Here is a 16,898-nt window from a genome sequence, read left to right on the forward strand (position 1 = left end):
GTGGGGTTAGGAGACCGCTTCGTCGAGGCGGCCGGCCTGCTTGTCCTTCAGCGGACCGATGACGGAGAGCGACGGTCGTTGTCCGAGGACTTCGCCGGCCACCGCCCGGACGTCATCGGGGGTGACCTGCGCCATCCGGGACAGCAGGTCGTCGACCGACAGTTGCTCGCCCCAGCACAGCTCGCTCTTGCCGATACGGTTCATCAGCGCACCGGTGTCCTCCAGGCCGAGGACGGTGGATCCGGAGAGCTGGCCGATGGCGCGGCCGATCTCCTCGTCGCTCAGTCCGTCGGACGCTACCCGGTCGAGCTCGTCACGGCAGATCTTCAGGACATCGTGGACCTGGCTGGGCCGGCAGCCCGCGTACACGCCGAAGAGTCCGCAGTCGGCGAAGCCCGAGGTGTACGAATACACGCTGTAGGCGAGGCCGCGCTTCTCCCGTACCTCCTGGAAGAGGCGGGAGCTCATGCCGCCGCCGAGTGCGGTGTTGAGTACCCCTAGTGCCCAGCGGCGCTCGTCGGTGCGGGCCAGACCGGGCATGCCGAGGACGACGTGGGCCTGCTCGGTCTTCCGGTTCAGCACCTCGACCCGGCCTGCGGTACGCAGGGTGCGGGAGCCCTCGCGCGGTGCGACCGGGACGGCGTCGGTGCGGGTCAGCGCGCCGGCCCGCTCGAAGGCCCGGCGGACCTGGCGGACGACCGTGGCGTGGTCGACATTGCCCGCCGCGGCGACGACCAGGTGGGTCGGGTCGTAGTGCTTCTTGTAGAAGCGGGCGATCTGGCCGCGGCTGAGCGCGTTGATCGTGTCGACGGTGCCAAGGACCGGGCGGCCGAGGGGGGTGTCGCCGAGCATCGTGTGCGCGAACAGGTCGTGCACGCAGTCGCCCGGGTCGTCCTCGGTCATCGCGATCTCTTCGAGGATGACGCCGCGCTCGGCGTCGACATCCTCGGGGGCGATCAGCGAGCCGGTGAGCATGTCGCAGACGACATCGATGGCCAACGGCAGGTCGGTGTCGAGGACCCGCGCGTAATAGCAGGTGTACTCCTTCGCCGTGAAGGCGTTCATCTCGCCGCCGACCGCGTCGATCGCGGACGATATGTCGAGGGCACTGCGCCGGTCCGTGCCCTTGAACAGAAGGTGCTCGAGGTAGTGCGTCGCGCCGTTCAGCGTGGGTGTCTCGTCGCGTGATCCGACGTTGGCCCAGATCCCGAAGGTGGCGGAGCGTACGGAGGGCAGGGTCTCGGTGACGATCCGCAGACCGCCGGGGAGGACCGTGCGGCGGACGGTGCCGACGCCGTTGCTGCCCTTGAGAAGCGTTTGGGTACGGGCGACGGCCCGCGCCTCGAAGGAGGCGCGGGCCGTCGTCACGGAACTACGGGACGTCACTTGGCGGCGTCGTCCTTCTTCTCGTCCTCTTCGCCCTCGATCACGGGGATGAGGGAGAGCTTGCCGCGGGAGTCGATCTCGGCGATCTCGACCTGGACCTTGGCTCCGACCGCGACCACGTCCTCGACGTTCTCCACACGCTTGCCACCGGCGAGCTTGCGGATCTGCGAGATGTGCAGCAGGCCGTCCTTGCCCGGCATGAGGGAGACGAAGGCACCGAAGGTGGTGGTCTTGACGACCGTACCCAGGTAACGCTCGCCGACCTCCGGCATGGTCGGGTTGGCGATCGCGTTGATCGTGGCGCGGGCGGCCTCGGCCTGCGAGCCCTGCTGGGCACCGATGTAGATGGTGCCGTCGTCCTCGATCGTGATATCGGCGCCGGTGTCCTCCTGGATCTGGTTGATCATCTTGCCCTTGGGGCCGATGACCTCACCGATCTTGTCCACCGGGATCTTGACCGTGATGATCCGCGGGGCGTTCGGGGACATCTCGTCCGGGACGTCGATGGCCTCGTTCATCACATCGAGGATGTGGAGGCGGGCGTCACGGGCCTGCTTCAGCGCGGCGGCCAGGACCGAGGCGGGGATGCCGTCGAGCTTGGTGTCGAGCTGGAGCGCGGTGACGAACTGCTTCGTACCGGCGACCTTGAAGTCCATGTCACCGAACGCGTCCTCGGCACCGAGGATGTCGGTCAGGGCGACGTAGTGGGTCTTGCCGTCGATCTCCTGGGAGATCAGCCCCATGGCGATACCGGCGACGGCGGCCTTGAGCGGCACACCTGCGTTCAGCAGCGACATGGTGGAGGCGCAGACCGAGCCCATGGACGTCGAGCCGTTGGAGCCCAGCGCCTCGGAGACCTGACGGATCGCGTAGGGGAACTCCTCGCGCGACGGCAGCACCGGCACGATGGCGCGCTCGGCGAGCGCACCGTGGCCGATCTCGCGGCGCTTGGGCGAGCCCACGCGGCCGGTCTCACCGACGGAGTACGGCGGGAAGTTGTAGTTGTGCATGTAGCGCTTGCGGGTCACCGGGGAGAGGGTGTCCAGCTGCTGCTCCATGCGGAGCATGTTGAGGGTGGTGACGCCCAGGATCTGGGTCTCGCCACGCTCGAACAGCGCCGAGCCGTGCACGCGCGGGATGGCCTCGACCTCGGCGGCGAGCGTACGGATGTCCGTGACGCCACGGCCGTCGATGCGGACCTTGTCCTTGATGACGCGCTCGCGGACCAGCTTCTTGGTCAGCGCGCGGTAGGCACCGGAGATCTCCTTCTCGCGGCCCTCGAACTGCGGGAGCAGCTTCTCGCCGGCGATCTCCTTGATGCGGTCCAGCTCCGCCTCGCGCTCCTGCTTGCCGGCGATGGTGAGCGCCTTGGCGAGCTCGGTGCTGACGGCGGCGGTGAGCGCCTCCAGGACGTCGTCCTGGTAGTCGAGGAAGACCGGGAAGTCGCCGGTGGGCTTGGCAGCCTTGGCGGCGAGGTCCGACTGGGCCTTGCACAGGACCTTGATGAACGGCTTCGCGGCCTCGAGACCGGCGGCGACGATCTCTTCGGTCGGGGCCTCGGCGCCGTCCTTGACGAGCTGGATGGTCTTCTCGGTGGCCTCGGCCTCGACCATCATGATCGCGACGTCGCCGTCCTCGAGGACGCGACCGGCGACGACCATGTCGAAGACGGCGTCCTCGAGCTCGGTGTGCGTCGGGAAGGCGACCCACTGGCCCTTGATCAGGGCGACGCGGGTGCCACCGATCGGGCCGGAGAAGGGCAGGCCCGCCAGCTGCGTGGAGCAGGAGGCGGCGTTGATCGCGACCACGTCGTACAGGTGGTCGGGGTTGAGCGCCATGATCGTCTCGACGATCTGGATCTCGTTGCGCAGGCCCTTCTTGAAGGAGGGGCGCAGCGGCCGGTCGATCAGGCGGCAGGTGAGGATGGCGTCCTCGGAGGGGCGGCCCTCGCGGCGGAAGAAGGAGCCGGGGATCTTGCCGGCGGCGTACTGCCGCTCCTCGACATCGACCGTGAGGGGGAAGAAGTCCAGCTGGTCCTTGGGCTTCTTGGACGCGGTGGTGGCCGACAGCACCATGGTGTCGTCGTCCAGGTACGCAACGGCGGAGCCGGCGGCCTGCTTGGCCAGGCGGCCCGTCTCGAAGCGGATGGTGCGGGTGCCGAAGGTTCCGTTGTCGATAACGGCCTCGGCGTAGTGGGTCTCGTTCTCCACTAGCGTTTTCTCCGATACATATCGTCTTCTCGCCCCCACGCCCGTGTGGCGGGGGACGGTGCGGAGAAGCCCTCCATCGGCGGGCCGGTCTTCGATCGAAGCACCCGGGTTGCAGTGTCCGGGGGCCACTACCGAGGACCGGCGGCGGGGAGGCCGCTTCTCACTCGTCTTTAGGACGTTCTGGGACCAGGTTACTGAGAATCGGCTCAGCTTGGCATTCCGGTCGTCCGGGCGAGCCGGACACGTCCCGTGCATACAGCAAAGGGAGCGGCTCCCTCAGTCGTGGGAACCGCTCCCTTCACGGCGTCTTACTTGGCGCCGCCGGCCGCACCGCGGCGGATGCCGAGGCGGTCGACCAGGGCACGGAAGCGCTGAATGTCCTTCTTGGCCAGGTACTGCAGGAGGCGGCGACGCTGACCGACCAGGATCAGCAGACCACGACGGGAGTGGTGGTCGTGCTTGTGGACCTTGAGGTGCTCCGTCAGGTCCGAGATCCGGCGGGAGAGCATGGCCACCTGGACCTCGGGGGAACCGGTGTCACCCTCCTTGGTGGCGAACTCGGACATGATCTGCTTCTTCGTAGCGGCGTCGAGCGACACGCGGTACTCCTCTTTGATGTTCGATGCGCCCGCGAGTGCCCCTGGTCTTGATCTCAGGGGGTCTTCCGTTACTCGGGGGCGAAGGTCCGATGAGCGCAGCCCTCAGGATGATCCGGGGGCGCGTACACAAACGGCCGTCACACAGCGTACCAGGTCGGCGGAGCCGGGTTGCCCGGGGGTTCGGTGCCCCTGGAGGCGCCCCGGCGCACGGTGTCCTCGGTCTCGGGACGGGCATGATCCAGTGCCCCTCCTGGCAAGCCTTGCCCCCGGGCAAACATGGCCGGTCACGGCACTAGCTGGTCAGGGCCCTGGCTCTGGCGAAGATGTCCAGTACGGCCAGGCAGAGCGGGACCAGGGAGAGGAGAAGGGCGCCCTCCGTGAGGTCGAGGAGGCGGCCCCAGAACGGGGAGAGTCCCTTGCGCGGAATGATCAGGCCGATCGCGGTGAGCAAGGTGGCGCCTGCGGCCACAGCGGCGGAGAGCCAGATCGTACGGATGTCCAGGGAGCCGCGGTCGCCGTAGCGGGCCAGCTCGTACAGCAGGTCGGCCGACGGGTTCAGGCAGAGGCCGAGGACCAGCAGGGCGATCGCGCCGATGCCCGCCACCAGAACGCAGGCCACCTGTGACGTGTAGCGGAAGAGGCGGGCACGCAGCAGCATCGCGAGGCCGGTGGCGAGAGCGAGGAACTGCCCCCAGATGTTGTCGGAGAAGCCGAGGACGGCAGCGGACCCGACGACGACCGCGGCGCAGCCGCCGACCAGGCCGAGCAGCATCTCGTGACCCCGGCGGGCCTGGGCCGCGATGCGGTCGGCGTCGACGGGGGCGCCCTCGGGGACGGTGTTCGGGTCGGCGAAGGTGTCGTCGTATCCGGCGGGAGCGGTGCGCGGCGACGCATAGCCGATGGGCAGCCGGGCGAAGCGGGCGGAGAGACCGGGCAGGAAGGCGACGAGTCCGAGGGCGACCGGGGCGCAGACCGCGGCGGTCCCGGTGGCGGAGGACTCGGTGAGGATCGCGACGAAGGTGGCGAGGGTGCCGACGGCGGCGAGGAAGGTCGTCGCGACGAACGGGGCATCGCCGCTGGGAGTGAGGGCGACGAGGACGACCGAGGCGATGAGCACGGCGACGCAGCCGAGCAGGAACTGGAGACGGCCGGGGCCCTGGCCGGCGTCCGGGCCGATGATGCCGGAGCCCGCGATGAGCACGAGGGGCAGGGCACCGAGACCGAGGGCGACTGCGGTGGCGCGGTCCGCGTAGACCCGGGCGCGTACACCCGCGTACGCGGTCAGCAGCAGTCCGGCACAGCCCGCGATGATGCCGGGCAGGCTGTGCATGTCGTGCCGGAGGGGGTCGGCGAACCAGAGGACGAAACCCATCAGCACGAGGAGCAGGACGCCGCCCACCAGACCGGCACCGCGCAGCAGTTCGTCGCTCCACAGGTGCCGGTCGCGGGTGACGGCCGAGGCGACGGCGTCCGAGACGTCGTCGAAGACGGCGGGGGGCAACGACTGTGCGAACGGGCGAAGGCTGAGGAGTTCGCCGTCGAGCACCTGCTGGGCGGCGAGGGTGCGCGCGCCGTCGAGGACGGTCCCGTCGCGGCGTACGAGGTGGTAGCCGGCCGGGGTACCGACCGGCTGGGTCTGACCGGTGAGCCGGAGGATCTCCGGGTAGACGTCGGCGACGGCGATGTCCACCGGAAGAGCGACATCGATACGGCTGTCGGGCGCCACGACAGTGACGCGGCAGAAGCCCGTCGCTGCAGTCGTACTCACGTGTCTGGTCCCCCCTGATTCGCGGTTGCGCACAGTGCGCGCGCCACCCTACCGGGAGGGAGGAAGGTCATCGGCAAGTAGGATCGCCGTCGCGCGGAGGGACGTCCGCGCGCAGAGCCAGCCACGGGGGGTCCGGAGCCGGTCCGATCGGCCTTCCGCCCGTCCGTTCCGAGGGATTGGTGTTCCGGTGAGCCAGATCGTCGTGAAGCGAGCTCCGCGGTCACTGCCGCCGGAACTACCCATGGACGAATTGACGTTGGAGGCCCCTCCCGAGCTGCCGCGCGGTCAGCAGGAGGGCATGCTGATGCAGATCCTGCCGGTGCTCGGCATGGGGTCGTCGGTGGTCTTCTTCTTCTCTCCGCAGGCCCCTCCGTTCATGCGGATCATGGGCGTTCTGATGCTTGTCTCGACCGTCGCAATGGTGGTCGCGCAGCTGGTCCGGTACCGCCGCGGTACGCAGGGGCAAATGGCAGATGTGCGGCGCGACTACCTCAAATACCTGGCGCAGACGCGGCGTACAGTACGTCGGACCGCGCGCGCCCAGCGTGACGTACAGCTGTATCTGCAGCCCGCCCCCGAGCAGTTGTGGTCGGTGGTCGCCGAGGGCAGCCGGGTGTGGGAACGACGGGTCGGGGACAAGGACTTCGGGCAGGTGCGGGTCGGCCTCGGGGCGCAGCAGCTGTCGACTCCGCTGGTCGCTCCGGACACGGCTCCAGTGGATGAGCTGGAACCGATGTGCGCCGGGGCGATGCAGCAGTTCCTCGCGGTGCACGGGTCGTTGGACGGGCTGCCGATGGCCGTGTCGATGCGGGCGTTTTACCACGTGACAGTCTCCGGTCAACCCGAGGCGGCGCAGTCGGCGGCGCGCGCGATGGTCGCGCAGCTGGTGACGCTGCACTCCCCCGAGGACCTGCTGGTCGCCGTGGTGGCGGCGCCGGGTGCGGTGGCGCGCTGGGACTGGACGAAGTGGCTTCCGCATGTCCAGGTGCCGGGGCAGATCGACGGGGCCGGCACGAAGCGGCTGTTCAGCGATGATCTGAACGAGTTGGAACAGCTGTTGGCAAGCAGGCTGGAGGGGCGGCCGCGGTTCGGCCGGGAGAGCCAGCCGCTGCTGGACCAGCCGCACGTCGTGGTGGTGCTCGACGGTGGAATGGTGCCACCGGACTCGCTGTTCGCTGCGGCCGAGGGGCTGCAGGGCGTGACGATCGTCGAGCTGGTGTCCGCCGAGCTCGACGAGCCGCGCGGCGGTCTTTCCGTGGTGGTGCGGCCCGGGCTGCTGCGCCTGGAGTCGGGGGCGGGTCTGGCGTACGAGGGTGTGCCGGACGGGATGTCGCTCCCGGCGGCGGAGGCGCTGGCCCGGCAGCTGGCACCCCTGTGGATGGGCGGGGGCGACGACGACGAACCGCTGCTCGCCAACCTGGACTTCACGGATCTGCTGAACCTCGGCGACGCGGGGTCGGTCGATGTGGCACGCACCTGGCGGCCTCGGTCGGTCTCGGAGCGGCTGCGGGTACCGATCGGGGTCGGCGAGGACGGTCAGCCGGTGATGCTGGACCTGAAGGAGGCCGCACAGGAGGGCATGGGTCCGCACGGGCTGTGTGTCGGGGCGACGGGGTCCGGCAAGTCGGAGCTGCTGCGGACACTGGTGCTGGGGCTCGCGGTCACGCACTCCTCGGAGACACTCAACTTCGTGCTGGCGGACTTCAAGGGCGGTGCGACGTTCGCCGGGATGTCGCACATGCCGCACGTGGCGGCGGTCATCACCAACCTGGCGGACGATCTGACACTCGTGGACCGCATGGGTGACGCGATCCGCGGTGAGCTGCAGCGCCGGCAGGAACTGCTGCGCTCGGCCGGCAACTACGCCAACATCCATGACTACGAGAAGGCGCGCGCGGCGGGAGCGGCTCTGGAGCCGCTGGCCTCTCTGGTCCTGGTCATCGACGAGTTCAGCGAACTGCTGACCGCCAAGCCGGACTTCATCGACATGTTCATCCAGATCGGCCGCATCGGCCGGTCGCTGGGTGTGCATCTGCTGCTCGCCTCGCAGCGTCTGGAGGAGGGCAAGCTGCGCGGGCTCGACACCTACCTCTCCTACCGGGTCGGTCTGCGAACCTTCTCGGCCGCCGAGTCCCGTACGGCGCTGGGGGTACCTGACGCGTATCACCTGCCGTCGGTGCCGGGCTCCGGCTATCTCAAGTTCGGTACGGACGAGATGACCCGGTTCAAGGCGGCGTATGTGTCGGGGACGTACCGCACAGGTGGTCCCGACCTGTCGGTGGGGACGCTGCCGATCGAGCGGCGGCCCGCGGTGTTCAGCGCGCTGCCGGTGCCGGTCGTGTACGCGGCGCCGGATCCGGCGCATGTGGTGGCCGCGCGGACGAGGGCGGAGGACGACGCGCTCGCGGACACGGTGCTCGATGTGATCGTGCGGCGTCTTGAGGGTCAGGGGGTGCCCGCCCATCAGGTGTGGCTGCCGCCGCTGGACCGGGCGCCGACGCTGGATCAGCTGCTGCCGGGGCTCGCGCCGACCGCGGAGCGAGGATTCACCTCGACGGAGTACACGCGTCCTGGCGGGCTGACCGTTCCGCTCGGGCTGATCGACAAGCCCTTCGAGCAGCGGCGCGAGGTGCTGTACCGGGACTTCTCGGGAGCGGCGGGCCACATGATGGTCGTCGGCGGTCCGCAGTCCGGCAAGTCGACGCTGGTGCGCACGCTGATCTCGTCGTTCGCGCTCACCCACACCCCGCAGGAAGTGCAGTTCTACGGGCTCGACTTCGGTGGCGGCGGCCTGGTGTCGCTGGCGGAGCTGCCACATGTCGGCGGGATGGCCTCGCGGCTGGACCCGGAGCGGGTACGGCGTACGGTCGCGGAGGTCGCCGGCGTACTGAACAGGCGCGAGGAGTTCTTCCGTGCGCACTCCATCGACTCCATCGCCACCTACCGGCGTAAACGGGCCCTCGGCGAACTCCCCGGTGAGGCCTGGGGCGACGTCTTCCTGGTCGTCGACGGCTGGGGCGGCTTCCGGGCCGAGTACGAGATGCTGGAGCAGGTCGTCACGGACATCGCCGCGCGCGGTCTCGGGTACGGCATCCACGTCGTCATCACGGCCGCCCGATACATGGAGGTGCGGGCCGCGCTGAAGGACCAGATCCTCGGGCGGCTCGAACTGCGGCTCGGCGATGTCATGGACTCCGAGTTCGACCGCAAGGTCGCGGTGAACGTGCCGCAGGGTGTCCCGGGGCGTGGTCAGGTGCCGGAGAAACTGCACTTCATGGGGGCGCTGCCACGTATCGACTCCAGCAGCAGCGCTGCCGATCTCGCCGACGGCGCGGCGGCGTTCGTCGAGGCGGTGAAGACGAACTGGGCGGGGTCGGCGGCCCCGGCCGTGCGCCTGCTGCCGCGCAAGCTGCCTGCCGACCAGCTGCCGAAGGGCTTCGAGTTCCCGCAGCGGGGCATCGCGATCGGAATCGACGAGACCGATCTGGAGCCGGTGTTCGTCGATTTCGAGACGGATCCGTTCTTCCTGGTTTTCGGCGAGAGCGAGTCAGGGAAGACGAACCTGCTGCGGCTGATCGCCAAGCAGATCTCGGAGCGCTACTCCCCGGACGAGGCGAAGCTCGTCGTCGGCGACTACCGGCGGGCCCTGCTGGGTGCGCTGCCGGAGAGTCATCTGCTGGAGTACGCGCCGATGGCGAGCTCGATGCAGATGCATATGGAGGCGCTGGCCGGCGTGTTCGCGCGGCGGCAGCCGCCGACGGATGTCACGCCGCAGCAGTTGCGCGACCGCAGCTGGTGGACCGGGCCGCAGATCTTCATCATCGTCGACGACTACGACCTGGTGGCGACGAACGCGGGCAATCCACTGGCCCCGCTGGCGGAGTATCTGCCGTTCGCACGGGACACGGGTGTCCGGTTCATCATCGCGCGCAACTCGGCCGGGGCGTCGCGGGCGATGTACGAGTCGTTCATGCAGCGCATCAAGGAGCTGGGGGCACAGGGCGTGGTGCTGTCCGGCGATCCGTCCGAGGGCGATCTGATCGGTTCGGTGCGTGGGCATGCGATGCCACCGGGACGCGGTTACTTCGCCTCGCGGCGGCGGGGGAACCCGCTGGTGCAGATCGGGCGGCTACCGGAGCTGCGCTGAAGCGACGGGGGCCACGCCGCGGGCAACCGCACCCGGATCGCACGCATGCTCCGGTGAGGCTGCCTGCGGGCCGGGCGGTCTCTACCACTGCGGTGCGGAGGCTGTCCATACCGGGCCGGTGGGGCGTGGGAGCGGCGATAGTCTGCACGCGGGCGACGCAACGTACCGCCGTGGGAGAGGAAAGACACCTGATGGGCACACAAGCGGAGAAGGACGAGCTGTACGCACTCGACATCTCGGGGGTGGAGTGGCTGAGTGCCCCCGGTACGGAAGACGCCGAGGAGCGCGTCGAGATCGCCCATCTGCCGGGCGGGGCAGTGGCGATGCGGTCCTCGCTGGATCCGGAGACGGTGCTGCGGTACACGGAGGCCGAGTGGCGGGCCTTCGTCCTGGGCGCGCGGGACGGCGAGTTCGACCTGACCTAGGACTCCGTACGGACAGGGGAAGGGGCATGCTTCGGTGAGTGTGCCCCTTCTCCGTGTGCGGTCCGCGGTCAGTACGCCTCGGTGAACGCGCGCGAGGACTTGAGGTCCGTCGCGCGGTAGTGGTCCTTGCCGTTCTCGATGATCTTCGCGACCTCCTCCAGCCGGTCCTTCATGTCATCGGCCCTGCCCCTGTACTTGTGCTGGAGTGCCACATACTCCCGGTGGGCCTCACCGTCCCAGGTGTCGGTGACGACCTTCAGCGCGGCGTTCATCTCCTGCAGGTCCTTGATGATGTTCTTCGAGACCGCACGGATGCGGTTCGCCATCTCCTGGACGCTCTCGTACCTGACCTTGGTGTTCGGGTCCTGTCCGGTCATCTGTCTGCTCCTCGGTGCTCGGCTGGTGTGCGGAAGGCGGGCTGCGGCGTGGTTCGGCCGCGTTCAGACGCCGTTCAGCCCGGAGGTGTTGACGGGCGACGCCTGCCCCTTGACCGCGCCGAAGGCCGCGCGGACCTCTTCGTCGTTGGCGTTGCTGAGGTTCTTGGTCTCGCTTACCGCGTTCAGAAGGACGTTGAGCATCCGGCGGATCTGGTCGTGGTCCTCGTTGATCATGACCTGTGCGGAAGTGAATCCCGAGGCCCCGACACCGGTCCATCCGGCGGCAGCCGTCTCAAGGATGTTGGCCAGCTCCCTGGACTGCCTGGACACCGCTCCCGCGGTTTCGATGATCTTGTTCTTCGCCTGGGTGATCGGATCGTCGGCGAGTCCGAAACCACCTGAAGGGTTGGTCATCCGGAGGTCCTATCTCTCAGTTCCCGGTCCCGACCGCATCGTGCGGCCAGGCTTTCTTCCAGCCCCGAGTACTCCTGGTGCGGAGTCGGGGAAGTACGGGGACGGGGAGGGGTGCGGCGGTGTCCCCGCGCCCCTGGACCGGATGCGACCACGTCTCGTTCCCCCCGTCACATTCGTGAAGTCGGCTCCTACCCTAGCCACTTCGCCACCTCTCCCCAACTGCACTTCATGAGGGAGGAGTTACTTCACCCGGGCGTGTGCTCACCGCTCACTGCACACCCCGGCGTCGCCGGAGATCCCGGACGACGGTCGCGGTACCGGCGACCACGGAGATCAGCACGGCCGCCAGGACCAGTGCGTACGTCGCATACTGCTCGCTGCGCTCCTGCGAGGTCTCGGACATCGACAGCCGTGCCGGGTCGGGGGCCTGGGCCTTCGGCGGTCCCGCGTCCGGGTGCGCGGCGTCCTGCGGGGTGTCGTCGCCGGAGAGTGCGCGGACCGGGTCGACGACGCCCCAGCCGACGAAGTCGTCATGGCCGTTGACGGAGCGTTCAGCGGTCTGTTCGATCCGGGCGACGATCTGGGCGGCCGTCCATTTCGGGTACTTGGCGCGCATCAGGGCGGCGACCCCGGCCACGTACGGAGCGGAGAAGCTGGTGCCGTTGTCGGTGCACTGGCCGTAGCCGGGGACGGTGGAGACGATGTCGACACCCGGTGCGGCGACGCCGACGAACGCACCGGCCTGGGAGAAGGGGGCGCGTTCGTTGTTGCGGTCGGACGAGGCGACGGCGAGGACACCCTCGAAGGCCGCCGGATACGTGCTCCGCAGCTTGCCGTCCATGCCGTCGTTGCCCGCGGAAGCGACCACGACGATGTTCTTGTGGAGCGCCCTGGCCACCGCCCTGCCCAGCGCGGATGTGGGTGTCAGCGGCTTCGTGGTGTCCTGGGAGATGTTGATGACCTGGACCCCCTCGGCGATCGCATGGTCGATCGCGGTGGCCATCGTGGTGTCCTTGCCATTGTTCTTCTCGTCGTTCTGGCGGATCGGGACGATCGTGGCCTCGGGGGCGAGTCCGACGAAGCCGGTGCCCTTGCTGGGGCGGGCGGCGATGATGCCGGCGACCTTCGTGCCGTGGCCGACCTCGTCGACCGTGCCGTCGCTCTTGCCGCCCTGCAGGTAGTCGGCGCCCGCGGAGGCGTCGACGGCGTCCTGGAGCTGGGGGTTGGTGTTGTCGACGCCGGTGTCGATGACGGCGACGCGGACGCCCTTGCCTTTGGTGTCCTGCCACAGTTCGTCGAGGAGGACCCGCTGCAACGACCAGGGGCGGCCGGCGAACTGCTTCTTCATCGGGAACGTGCATTCGCCGCTGCCGTCCAGGGCCGGCCGGCCGGTTCCCCGGGCTTCTTCGGCGGCGTATGCGGCGTGCGGCGCCGCGAGTGCGGCCAGTGCGGCGCCGGCCGCCGTCAGGAGGGCCGTCTTCCGGTACAACATTCGTTCCTCTCCCCCGAGTTCCACGAGCTCCGAGCGGGTGCCCCGGTCACGAGCCCTGGGGCTGACGGGCGCTGTTGGTGTCGAGCCGGGGCCCCTTGGACAGGAACTCGGACCAGGCGATCGGTACGAGGGCGGGCGCCACCTTTTCGTATCCGAGCCTGATCTGCGCCCGGCTGGGCTCGGGGCGGCCGTCCGTCCGGTTCTGCTGGTCGCCGGCTCCGATGTCGGAGCGTGCGGCGTCGCTGTCGCCGTTCGCCTGTACCGCGTACCGCAATCCGGTGTCGGTCACCAGGAAGAGTGATCCGTCGGGGCGCGTCTGCGTCCCCCGGACCTGGGTATAGAGGAGACCGCTGCCGGGGGTGACGTACGTGCTGGTGCCACCGGTGCCGACAGTGGCGGGGTACGAGGTGCCCGCCCAGGTGCTCAGGGTCGTACGGCCCGTGTCGTCCACCGCGCGCAGCACGCTGCAGATGGTGTCCCGGCCGCCGCTGCCGCCCTCCACGGAGTTCACCTGGTCGGTCTTGCGGGCCGGCCAGTGCGCGGCCTGGCCGGCGAAGGTCGCACGGTCGGGGACGAACTTCTGCAGACCGACGGCGCGTGCCTCGCTGTCCAGGTTCAGCCCCGCGGTCTGCGGGGAGTTGATCAGCAGCCAGGCGGTGAACGCGGAGATCGGCTGAATCCTGCCGTCGAGCACGACGTAATGGCTGATGCCTTCGCCGTTCCTGGTTCTGAGGACCATGCCGACCCGGTTCTCCTCGGCGGAGAGCCGGCCCTGGACGTGTGCGGGCGCGCCGACCGTGCCGGGGATCCGCGGGAAGACGATCGAGCTTCCGTCGTGCAGCGTGGCCAGCCAGTCGTCGGTGACGGACTGCGGAAGCCGGCTGCCGACCAGGGCGCTGGTCAGATGGCCGTTGTCGGCGGCGGTCTCGTCGATGCGGTACTTGGTGCCACTCGCGTCGACGAGGTAGCGGGCGCCGGTCTGGCCCTTGACGTAGAGCACCTGGCCGCCACTGAGCTGCTTTCGGCCCTCGGTCAGCTTGTTGTCGCGTTCGGCGAAGACGAAGGCGGCCTTCTGCACGGTGTTGCCCTTGCCGCCGGGCTGAACGCAGACCGCCCACCGCTTCGCCGTGCCCGCGTCCTTCGCCTCGGGCAGCCGGTCGGGGGCGTACGGGATACCGAGGATCGGTCCGCGCGGCGGTTTGCCCGCGTCGAGGATGTCGTCGGGGACCTGGATGACCTCGTACTGCTGCGGGGTGAGGAGCAGCCGGGCCGAGGCGAGGTTCAGTACGGGATGCAGCAGGGTCTTTTTCTTCTTGCCCTTGCCGGTGGTGAGCACCACGTAACGGGTGGTGGACTTCTTGCCGACGATCACCTTGGCGAAGGGCTTGTCCCAGTCCTTGGGTGCCGTGGGCTTGAACATGCCGTAGGCGCCGAAGCCCGCGAGGATCAACGCCCCGACCACCATGCTCGGCAGGACGGCGCGCAGCGGGCGCGGGGCGCCCTCTTCGGTGCCGGTGGGCGAGGGTTGGAGGAATGCCGCCACCGTGCGTTTCTTCGCAAAGGTGTACGCGTTGAGCTCATCCCGCCGTGATGCCATGAGTTCGTCTGTCTCCCGTGTCTCCCCGCGCGGCTCCAGGAGTTCGTGTCCCCCGACCCCTGTGCCGGACCCCGGTTGCCGGACCTCGCTGCCGGACCGGCCCCTACTATGCCTGCCGATGGCGGGCGGCCGCGGGGCGGGTAGGCTGATCCAGCCGCCAAAGCCCCCGGCGGGACAGGGGTGATCGGGTCGAATGGGGGCCTTATGAACGGGGGAATACCGGAATGATGGGTTCCGCGACGCGGACACGTCCGGCCGGTAACACACGGCTCTCCGGTCCTCCCCGGACCACCGGAGCAGCAGCCTCCGGCGTCCCGGACGGGGGCGCCCACGGCCCCGGCGGACAGGCCGCGCCGCGGCTGAACGGACGCCCCGGGCGCATTGGTTCGTTCCGATTGCAACAACTCGTGTTGATCGAGATCGCGGCCGCGCTGCTCTTCGCCGCGTGGGTGGTCGAACCCCTGCTGCTGGTCCCGGCCACAGTGTTCGCCGCGCTGCTGGTGATGCTCGCCGTCGTCCGCAGGCACCGCCGTTCGCTGCCGGAGTGGCTGGCCACCGCGCTCGCCCTGCGCGCACGCACCCGCAGGGCCGCCTCGCTGGTGCTGCCCGCGGGTACCGAGCCGGGGATCGCGCCCGTCGTCGAGTGCGACCCGGCGCTGCGTACCTACGCGTTCAGCGACCGCGATCGGCGGCCGGTCGGCATGATCGGCGACGGTACGTTCGTCACAGCCGTCCTGCAGATCGAGTCGGACGCCACGGCGCTGCGGCCCGACCGGTCCGCGCGGCCGCTGCCCCTGGCGCTCGTGAGGGATGTGCTCCACGTCGACGGCATCCGTCTGGAGTCGGCGCAGATCGTGCAGCACACCCAGCCCGCACCCGCCCCGCATCTGCCCGCACAGTCCATCGCGGCGCGCAACTACGCGCCGCTGCAGGCGCAGACGGGGTCGCCCGCGCTCCGGATCACTTGGATCGCACTCAAGCTCGACCCCGAGCTCTGCCCGGAGGCCGTGCAGGCGCGCGGCGGCGGCATCGTAGGGGCGCAGAAGTGCGTGGTGCGCGCCGGCGACCAGCTGGCCAGCCGGCTGGCCGGGGCGGGATTCCGCGCGAAAGTACTGACCGAGCAGGAGTTGACGTCGGCGATCGCGACCTCGGCCTGCGTCAGCCAGATGGCGATGGCGCAGGCGGGCCGGACCGGGTCGCCGGTACGGCGCACCGAGGAGACCTCCCGGACCTGGCGCTGCGACGACCGGCGTCACACCACCTACTGGGTGGGCCGCTGGCCGCAGTTCGGCACCGGCGGCGGCAGCGGTGCGGGGAACGGCGGGGCGTCTATGCCGCAGCTGGTCGCCCTGCTCACCTCGATCCCGGCGCTGGCCACGACCTTCAGTTTGACGATGAGTCACACCGCACGGCAGGAGATCTCGATCGCGGGGCACGTCCGGATCACCGGGCGCAGCGACGAGGAACTGCTGGCCGCGCGACACGAGTTGGAGCGCACGGCGCGTGGCGTGAAGACGTCACTGGTTCGGCTCGACCGCGAGCAACTGCCCGGCATGCTCGCCACACTGCCGCTCGGGGGTACCCGCTGATGTCATCCTCCACCCGTGCTCGCACCCGGCTGGGCTTCGGACTGATCGGACCGCGACGGGAGCGCCACACGGTCTCCGTCGACCAACTGGCAGCACTGGCCCTTCCGGTGGGTGACGACGGCACCGTGATCGGTGTGGACGCCGAAGGGCGGCCCGCCGTGCTGGGCCTCAACCGGCCGACCCCGTACGACGTCACGCTGATCGGCGGGCTGTGGACGGCACAGGTGCTGGCGCTGCGGGCGGCGGCGACCGGTGCCCGGATCGTGGTGGAGACCGGCCGCGCCCACGCCTGGGCGACTCTCGCGCAGGCGGCCGGCGGCGGCCAGCCGTGCATCTCGCTGCACGACGTGGGGCGGGTGCCGCCGCAGGGCGCCTCGGCCGGCAGCCCGGTGGTCGTGGTGCGGGACTGCGGCATGCGGCCGCCGCGCGGGCGCGTGGTGTCCGGTCCCTGGCAGTCGGTGCTGACGCTGCTTCCGTATCTGAGTCCCGTGGCGCCCCGGCTGATCGAGAAGTCGTCCCTGGTGGGGATTCAGCGAGTGTCTCCCGATGAAGCGGCGCAGATCGGGCGAATCGTGCACCTGTCGGCGACCGAGACGCAGGCACTGTCGACTCTGGCGGACGGGGTCACCCTCTGGTGCGGGAAGGGGGACCGGCAGTTCGTGATGACTCAGGCAACCGATGCCGAGAGCGGCCTGCTGGGCAGTGCGCGCCGGATGGACTGAGCGTACGGGGCGTTTGGAATTCCGTACGTAGATGTACAAGTTTGACCGCTTCGCCGTTCACAATCCGCCGCACTCGGTTCACTTGAGGGCAGTGAGTGATGCACGGGACAGCTCTTACGGTGCCCTACGGCCTGCCGGAGCGGGCCCGATGACGATTAGGGTGGGTCCGGGC

At 69.5% G+C, this 16,898-nt stretch carries 12 protein-coding genes; 4 read left to right on the forward strand and 8 right to left on the reverse strand.

The features are described 5' to 3' along the window. Nucleotides 1–6 precede the first annotated feature (6 nt). The 4 genes from OG972_RS11940 to eccD all read right to left on the reverse strand — a co-directional run bounded on the left by OG972_RS11940 (nt 7) and on the right by eccD (nt 5,963). Complete coding sequence (locus tag OG972_RS11940; protein WP_266980867.1) at nt 7–1,386, reverse strand: pitrilysin family protein; 1,380 nt, start codon at nt 1,384–1,386, stop codon at nt 7–9. After that, nucleotides 1,383–3,596 carry a polyribonucleotide nucleotidyltransferase gene (locus OG972_RS11945; protein ID WP_266980869.1) on the reverse strand — a complete coding sequence of 738 codons (2,214 nt, stop codon included), beginning with the start codon at nt 3,594–3,596 and terminating at the stop codon, nt 1,383–1,385. The genes OG972_RS11940 and OG972_RS11945 overlap by 4 nt, the downstream gene beginning before the upstream one ends. A gap of 308 nt (nt 3,597–3,904) precedes the next feature. Beyond that, the gene (gene rpsO / locus OG972_RS11950; protein WP_266980871.1) at nt 3,905–4,195 is read right to left on the reverse strand and encodes a 30S ribosomal protein S15; all 291 of its coding nucleotides are present in this window, start codon (nt 4,193–4,195) and stop codon (nt 3,905–3,907) included. A gap of 292 nt (nt 4,196–4,487) precedes the next feature. Next, nucleotides 4,488–5,963, reverse strand: a complete 1,476-nt coding sequence (gene eccD / locus OG972_RS11955; RefSeq protein WP_266980873.1) for a type VII secretion integral membrane protein EccD — start codon at nt 5,961–5,963, stop codon at nt 4,488–4,490. A 187-nt stretch (nt 5,964–6,150) separates the two neighbouring features. Between eccD and eccCa the strand changes: the two genes are divergently transcribed. Together eccCa and OG972_RS11965 are read left to right on the forward strand one after the other, a co-directional pair. Next, nucleotides 6,151–10,110, forward strand: a complete 3,960-nt coding sequence (gene eccCa / locus OG972_RS11960) for a type VII secretion protein EccCa (RefSeq protein ID WP_266980875.1) — start codon at nt 6,151–6,153, stop codon at nt 10,108–10,110. A gap of 191 nt (nt 10,111–10,301) precedes the next feature. After that, nucleotides 10,302–10,535, forward strand: coding sequence for a DUF397 domain-containing protein (locus OG972_RS11965; RefSeq protein ID WP_266980877.1), 234 nt, complete (start codon nt 10,302–10,304; stop codon nt 10,533–10,535). 68 nt (nt 10,536–10,603) lie between these two features. On the opposite strand, the gene OG972_RS11970 is transcribed toward OG972_RS11965, so the two are convergent. From OG972_RS11970 to eccB, 4 genes are all read right to left on the reverse strand, one after another. Further along, nucleotides 10,604–10,912 (reverse strand): WXG100 family type VII secretion target, encoded by a 309-nt coding sequence (locus tag OG972_RS11970; protein ID WP_266980879.1) that lies wholly within the window; start codon nt 10,910–10,912, stop codon nt 10,604–10,606. A 63-nt stretch (nt 10,913–10,975) separates the two neighbouring features. After that, complete coding sequence (locus OG972_RS11975) at nt 10,976–11,326, reverse strand: hypothetical protein (RefSeq protein WP_266980881.1); 351 nt, start codon at nt 11,324–11,326, stop codon at nt 10,976–10,978. Between the two features lie 268 nt (nt 11,327–11,594). Further along, nucleotides 11,595–12,818 (reverse strand): type VII secretion-associated serine protease mycosin, encoded by a 1,224-nt coding sequence (mycP, locus tag OG972_RS11980; RefSeq protein WP_266980883.1) that lies wholly within the window; start codon nt 12,816–12,818, stop codon nt 11,595–11,597. A 46-nt stretch (nt 12,819–12,864) separates the two neighbouring features. Then, entirely contained in the window at nt 12,865–14,415 is a 1,551-nt protein-coding gene (gene eccB / locus OG972_RS11985; RefSeq protein ID WP_266980885.1) for a type VII secretion protein EccB, read from the reverse strand. Between the two features lie 224 nt (nt 14,416–14,639). On the opposite strand from eccB, the gene eccE reads away from it, so the two are divergent. Together eccE and OG972_RS11995 are read left to right on the forward strand one after the other, a co-directional pair. Then, nucleotides 14,640–16,004, forward strand: a complete 1,365-nt coding sequence (eccE, locus tag OG972_RS11990) for a type VII secretion protein EccE (RefSeq protein WP_266980887.1) — start codon at nt 14,640–14,642, stop codon at nt 16,002–16,004. Continuing rightward, nucleotides 16,004–16,726, forward strand: coding sequence for a hypothetical protein (locus tag OG972_RS11995; RefSeq protein ID WP_266980889.1), 723 nt, complete (start codon nt 16,004–16,006; stop codon nt 16,724–16,726). Before eccE ends, OG972_RS11995 begins: the two co-directional genes overlap by 1 nt. Nucleotides 16,727–16,898 lie beyond the last annotated feature (172 nt).

The organism is Streptomyces sp. NBC_01669 (assembly GCF_026339735.1).
GTDB classification, from domain to species: domain Bacteria; phylum Actinomycetota; class Actinomycetes; order Streptomycetales; family Streptomycetaceae; genus Streptomyces; species Streptomyces yanii.

Bases quoted from the DNA above. Each gene is read 5' to 3' on its own strand.
- eccB (WP_266980885.1), bottom strand. From the start codon at position 14,415: ATGGCATCACGGCGGGATGAGCTCAACGCGTACACCTTTGCGAAGAAA.
- OG972_RS11965 (WP_266980877.1), top strand. From the start codon at position 10,302: ATGGGCACACAAGCGGAGAAGGACGAGCTGTACGCACTCGACATCTCG.
- mycP (WP_266980883.1), bottom strand. From the start codon at position 12,818: ATGTTGTACCGGAAGACGGCCCTCCTGACGGCGGCCGGCGCCGCACTG.
- OG972_RS11975 (WP_266980881.1), bottom strand. From the start codon at position 11,326: ATGACCAACCCTTCAGGTGGTTTCGGACTCGCCGACGATCCGATCACC.
- OG972_RS11970 (WP_266980879.1), bottom strand. From the start codon at position 10,912: ATGACCGGACAGGACCCGAACACCAAGGTCAGGTACGAGAGCGTCCAG.
- eccE (WP_266980887.1), top strand. From the start codon at position 14,640: ATGATGGGTTCCGCGACGCGGACACGTCCGGCCGGTAACACACGGCTC.
- OG972_RS11995 (WP_266980889.1), top strand. From the start codon at position 16,004: ATGTCATCCTCCACCCGTGCTCGCACCCGGCTGGGCTTCGGACTGATC.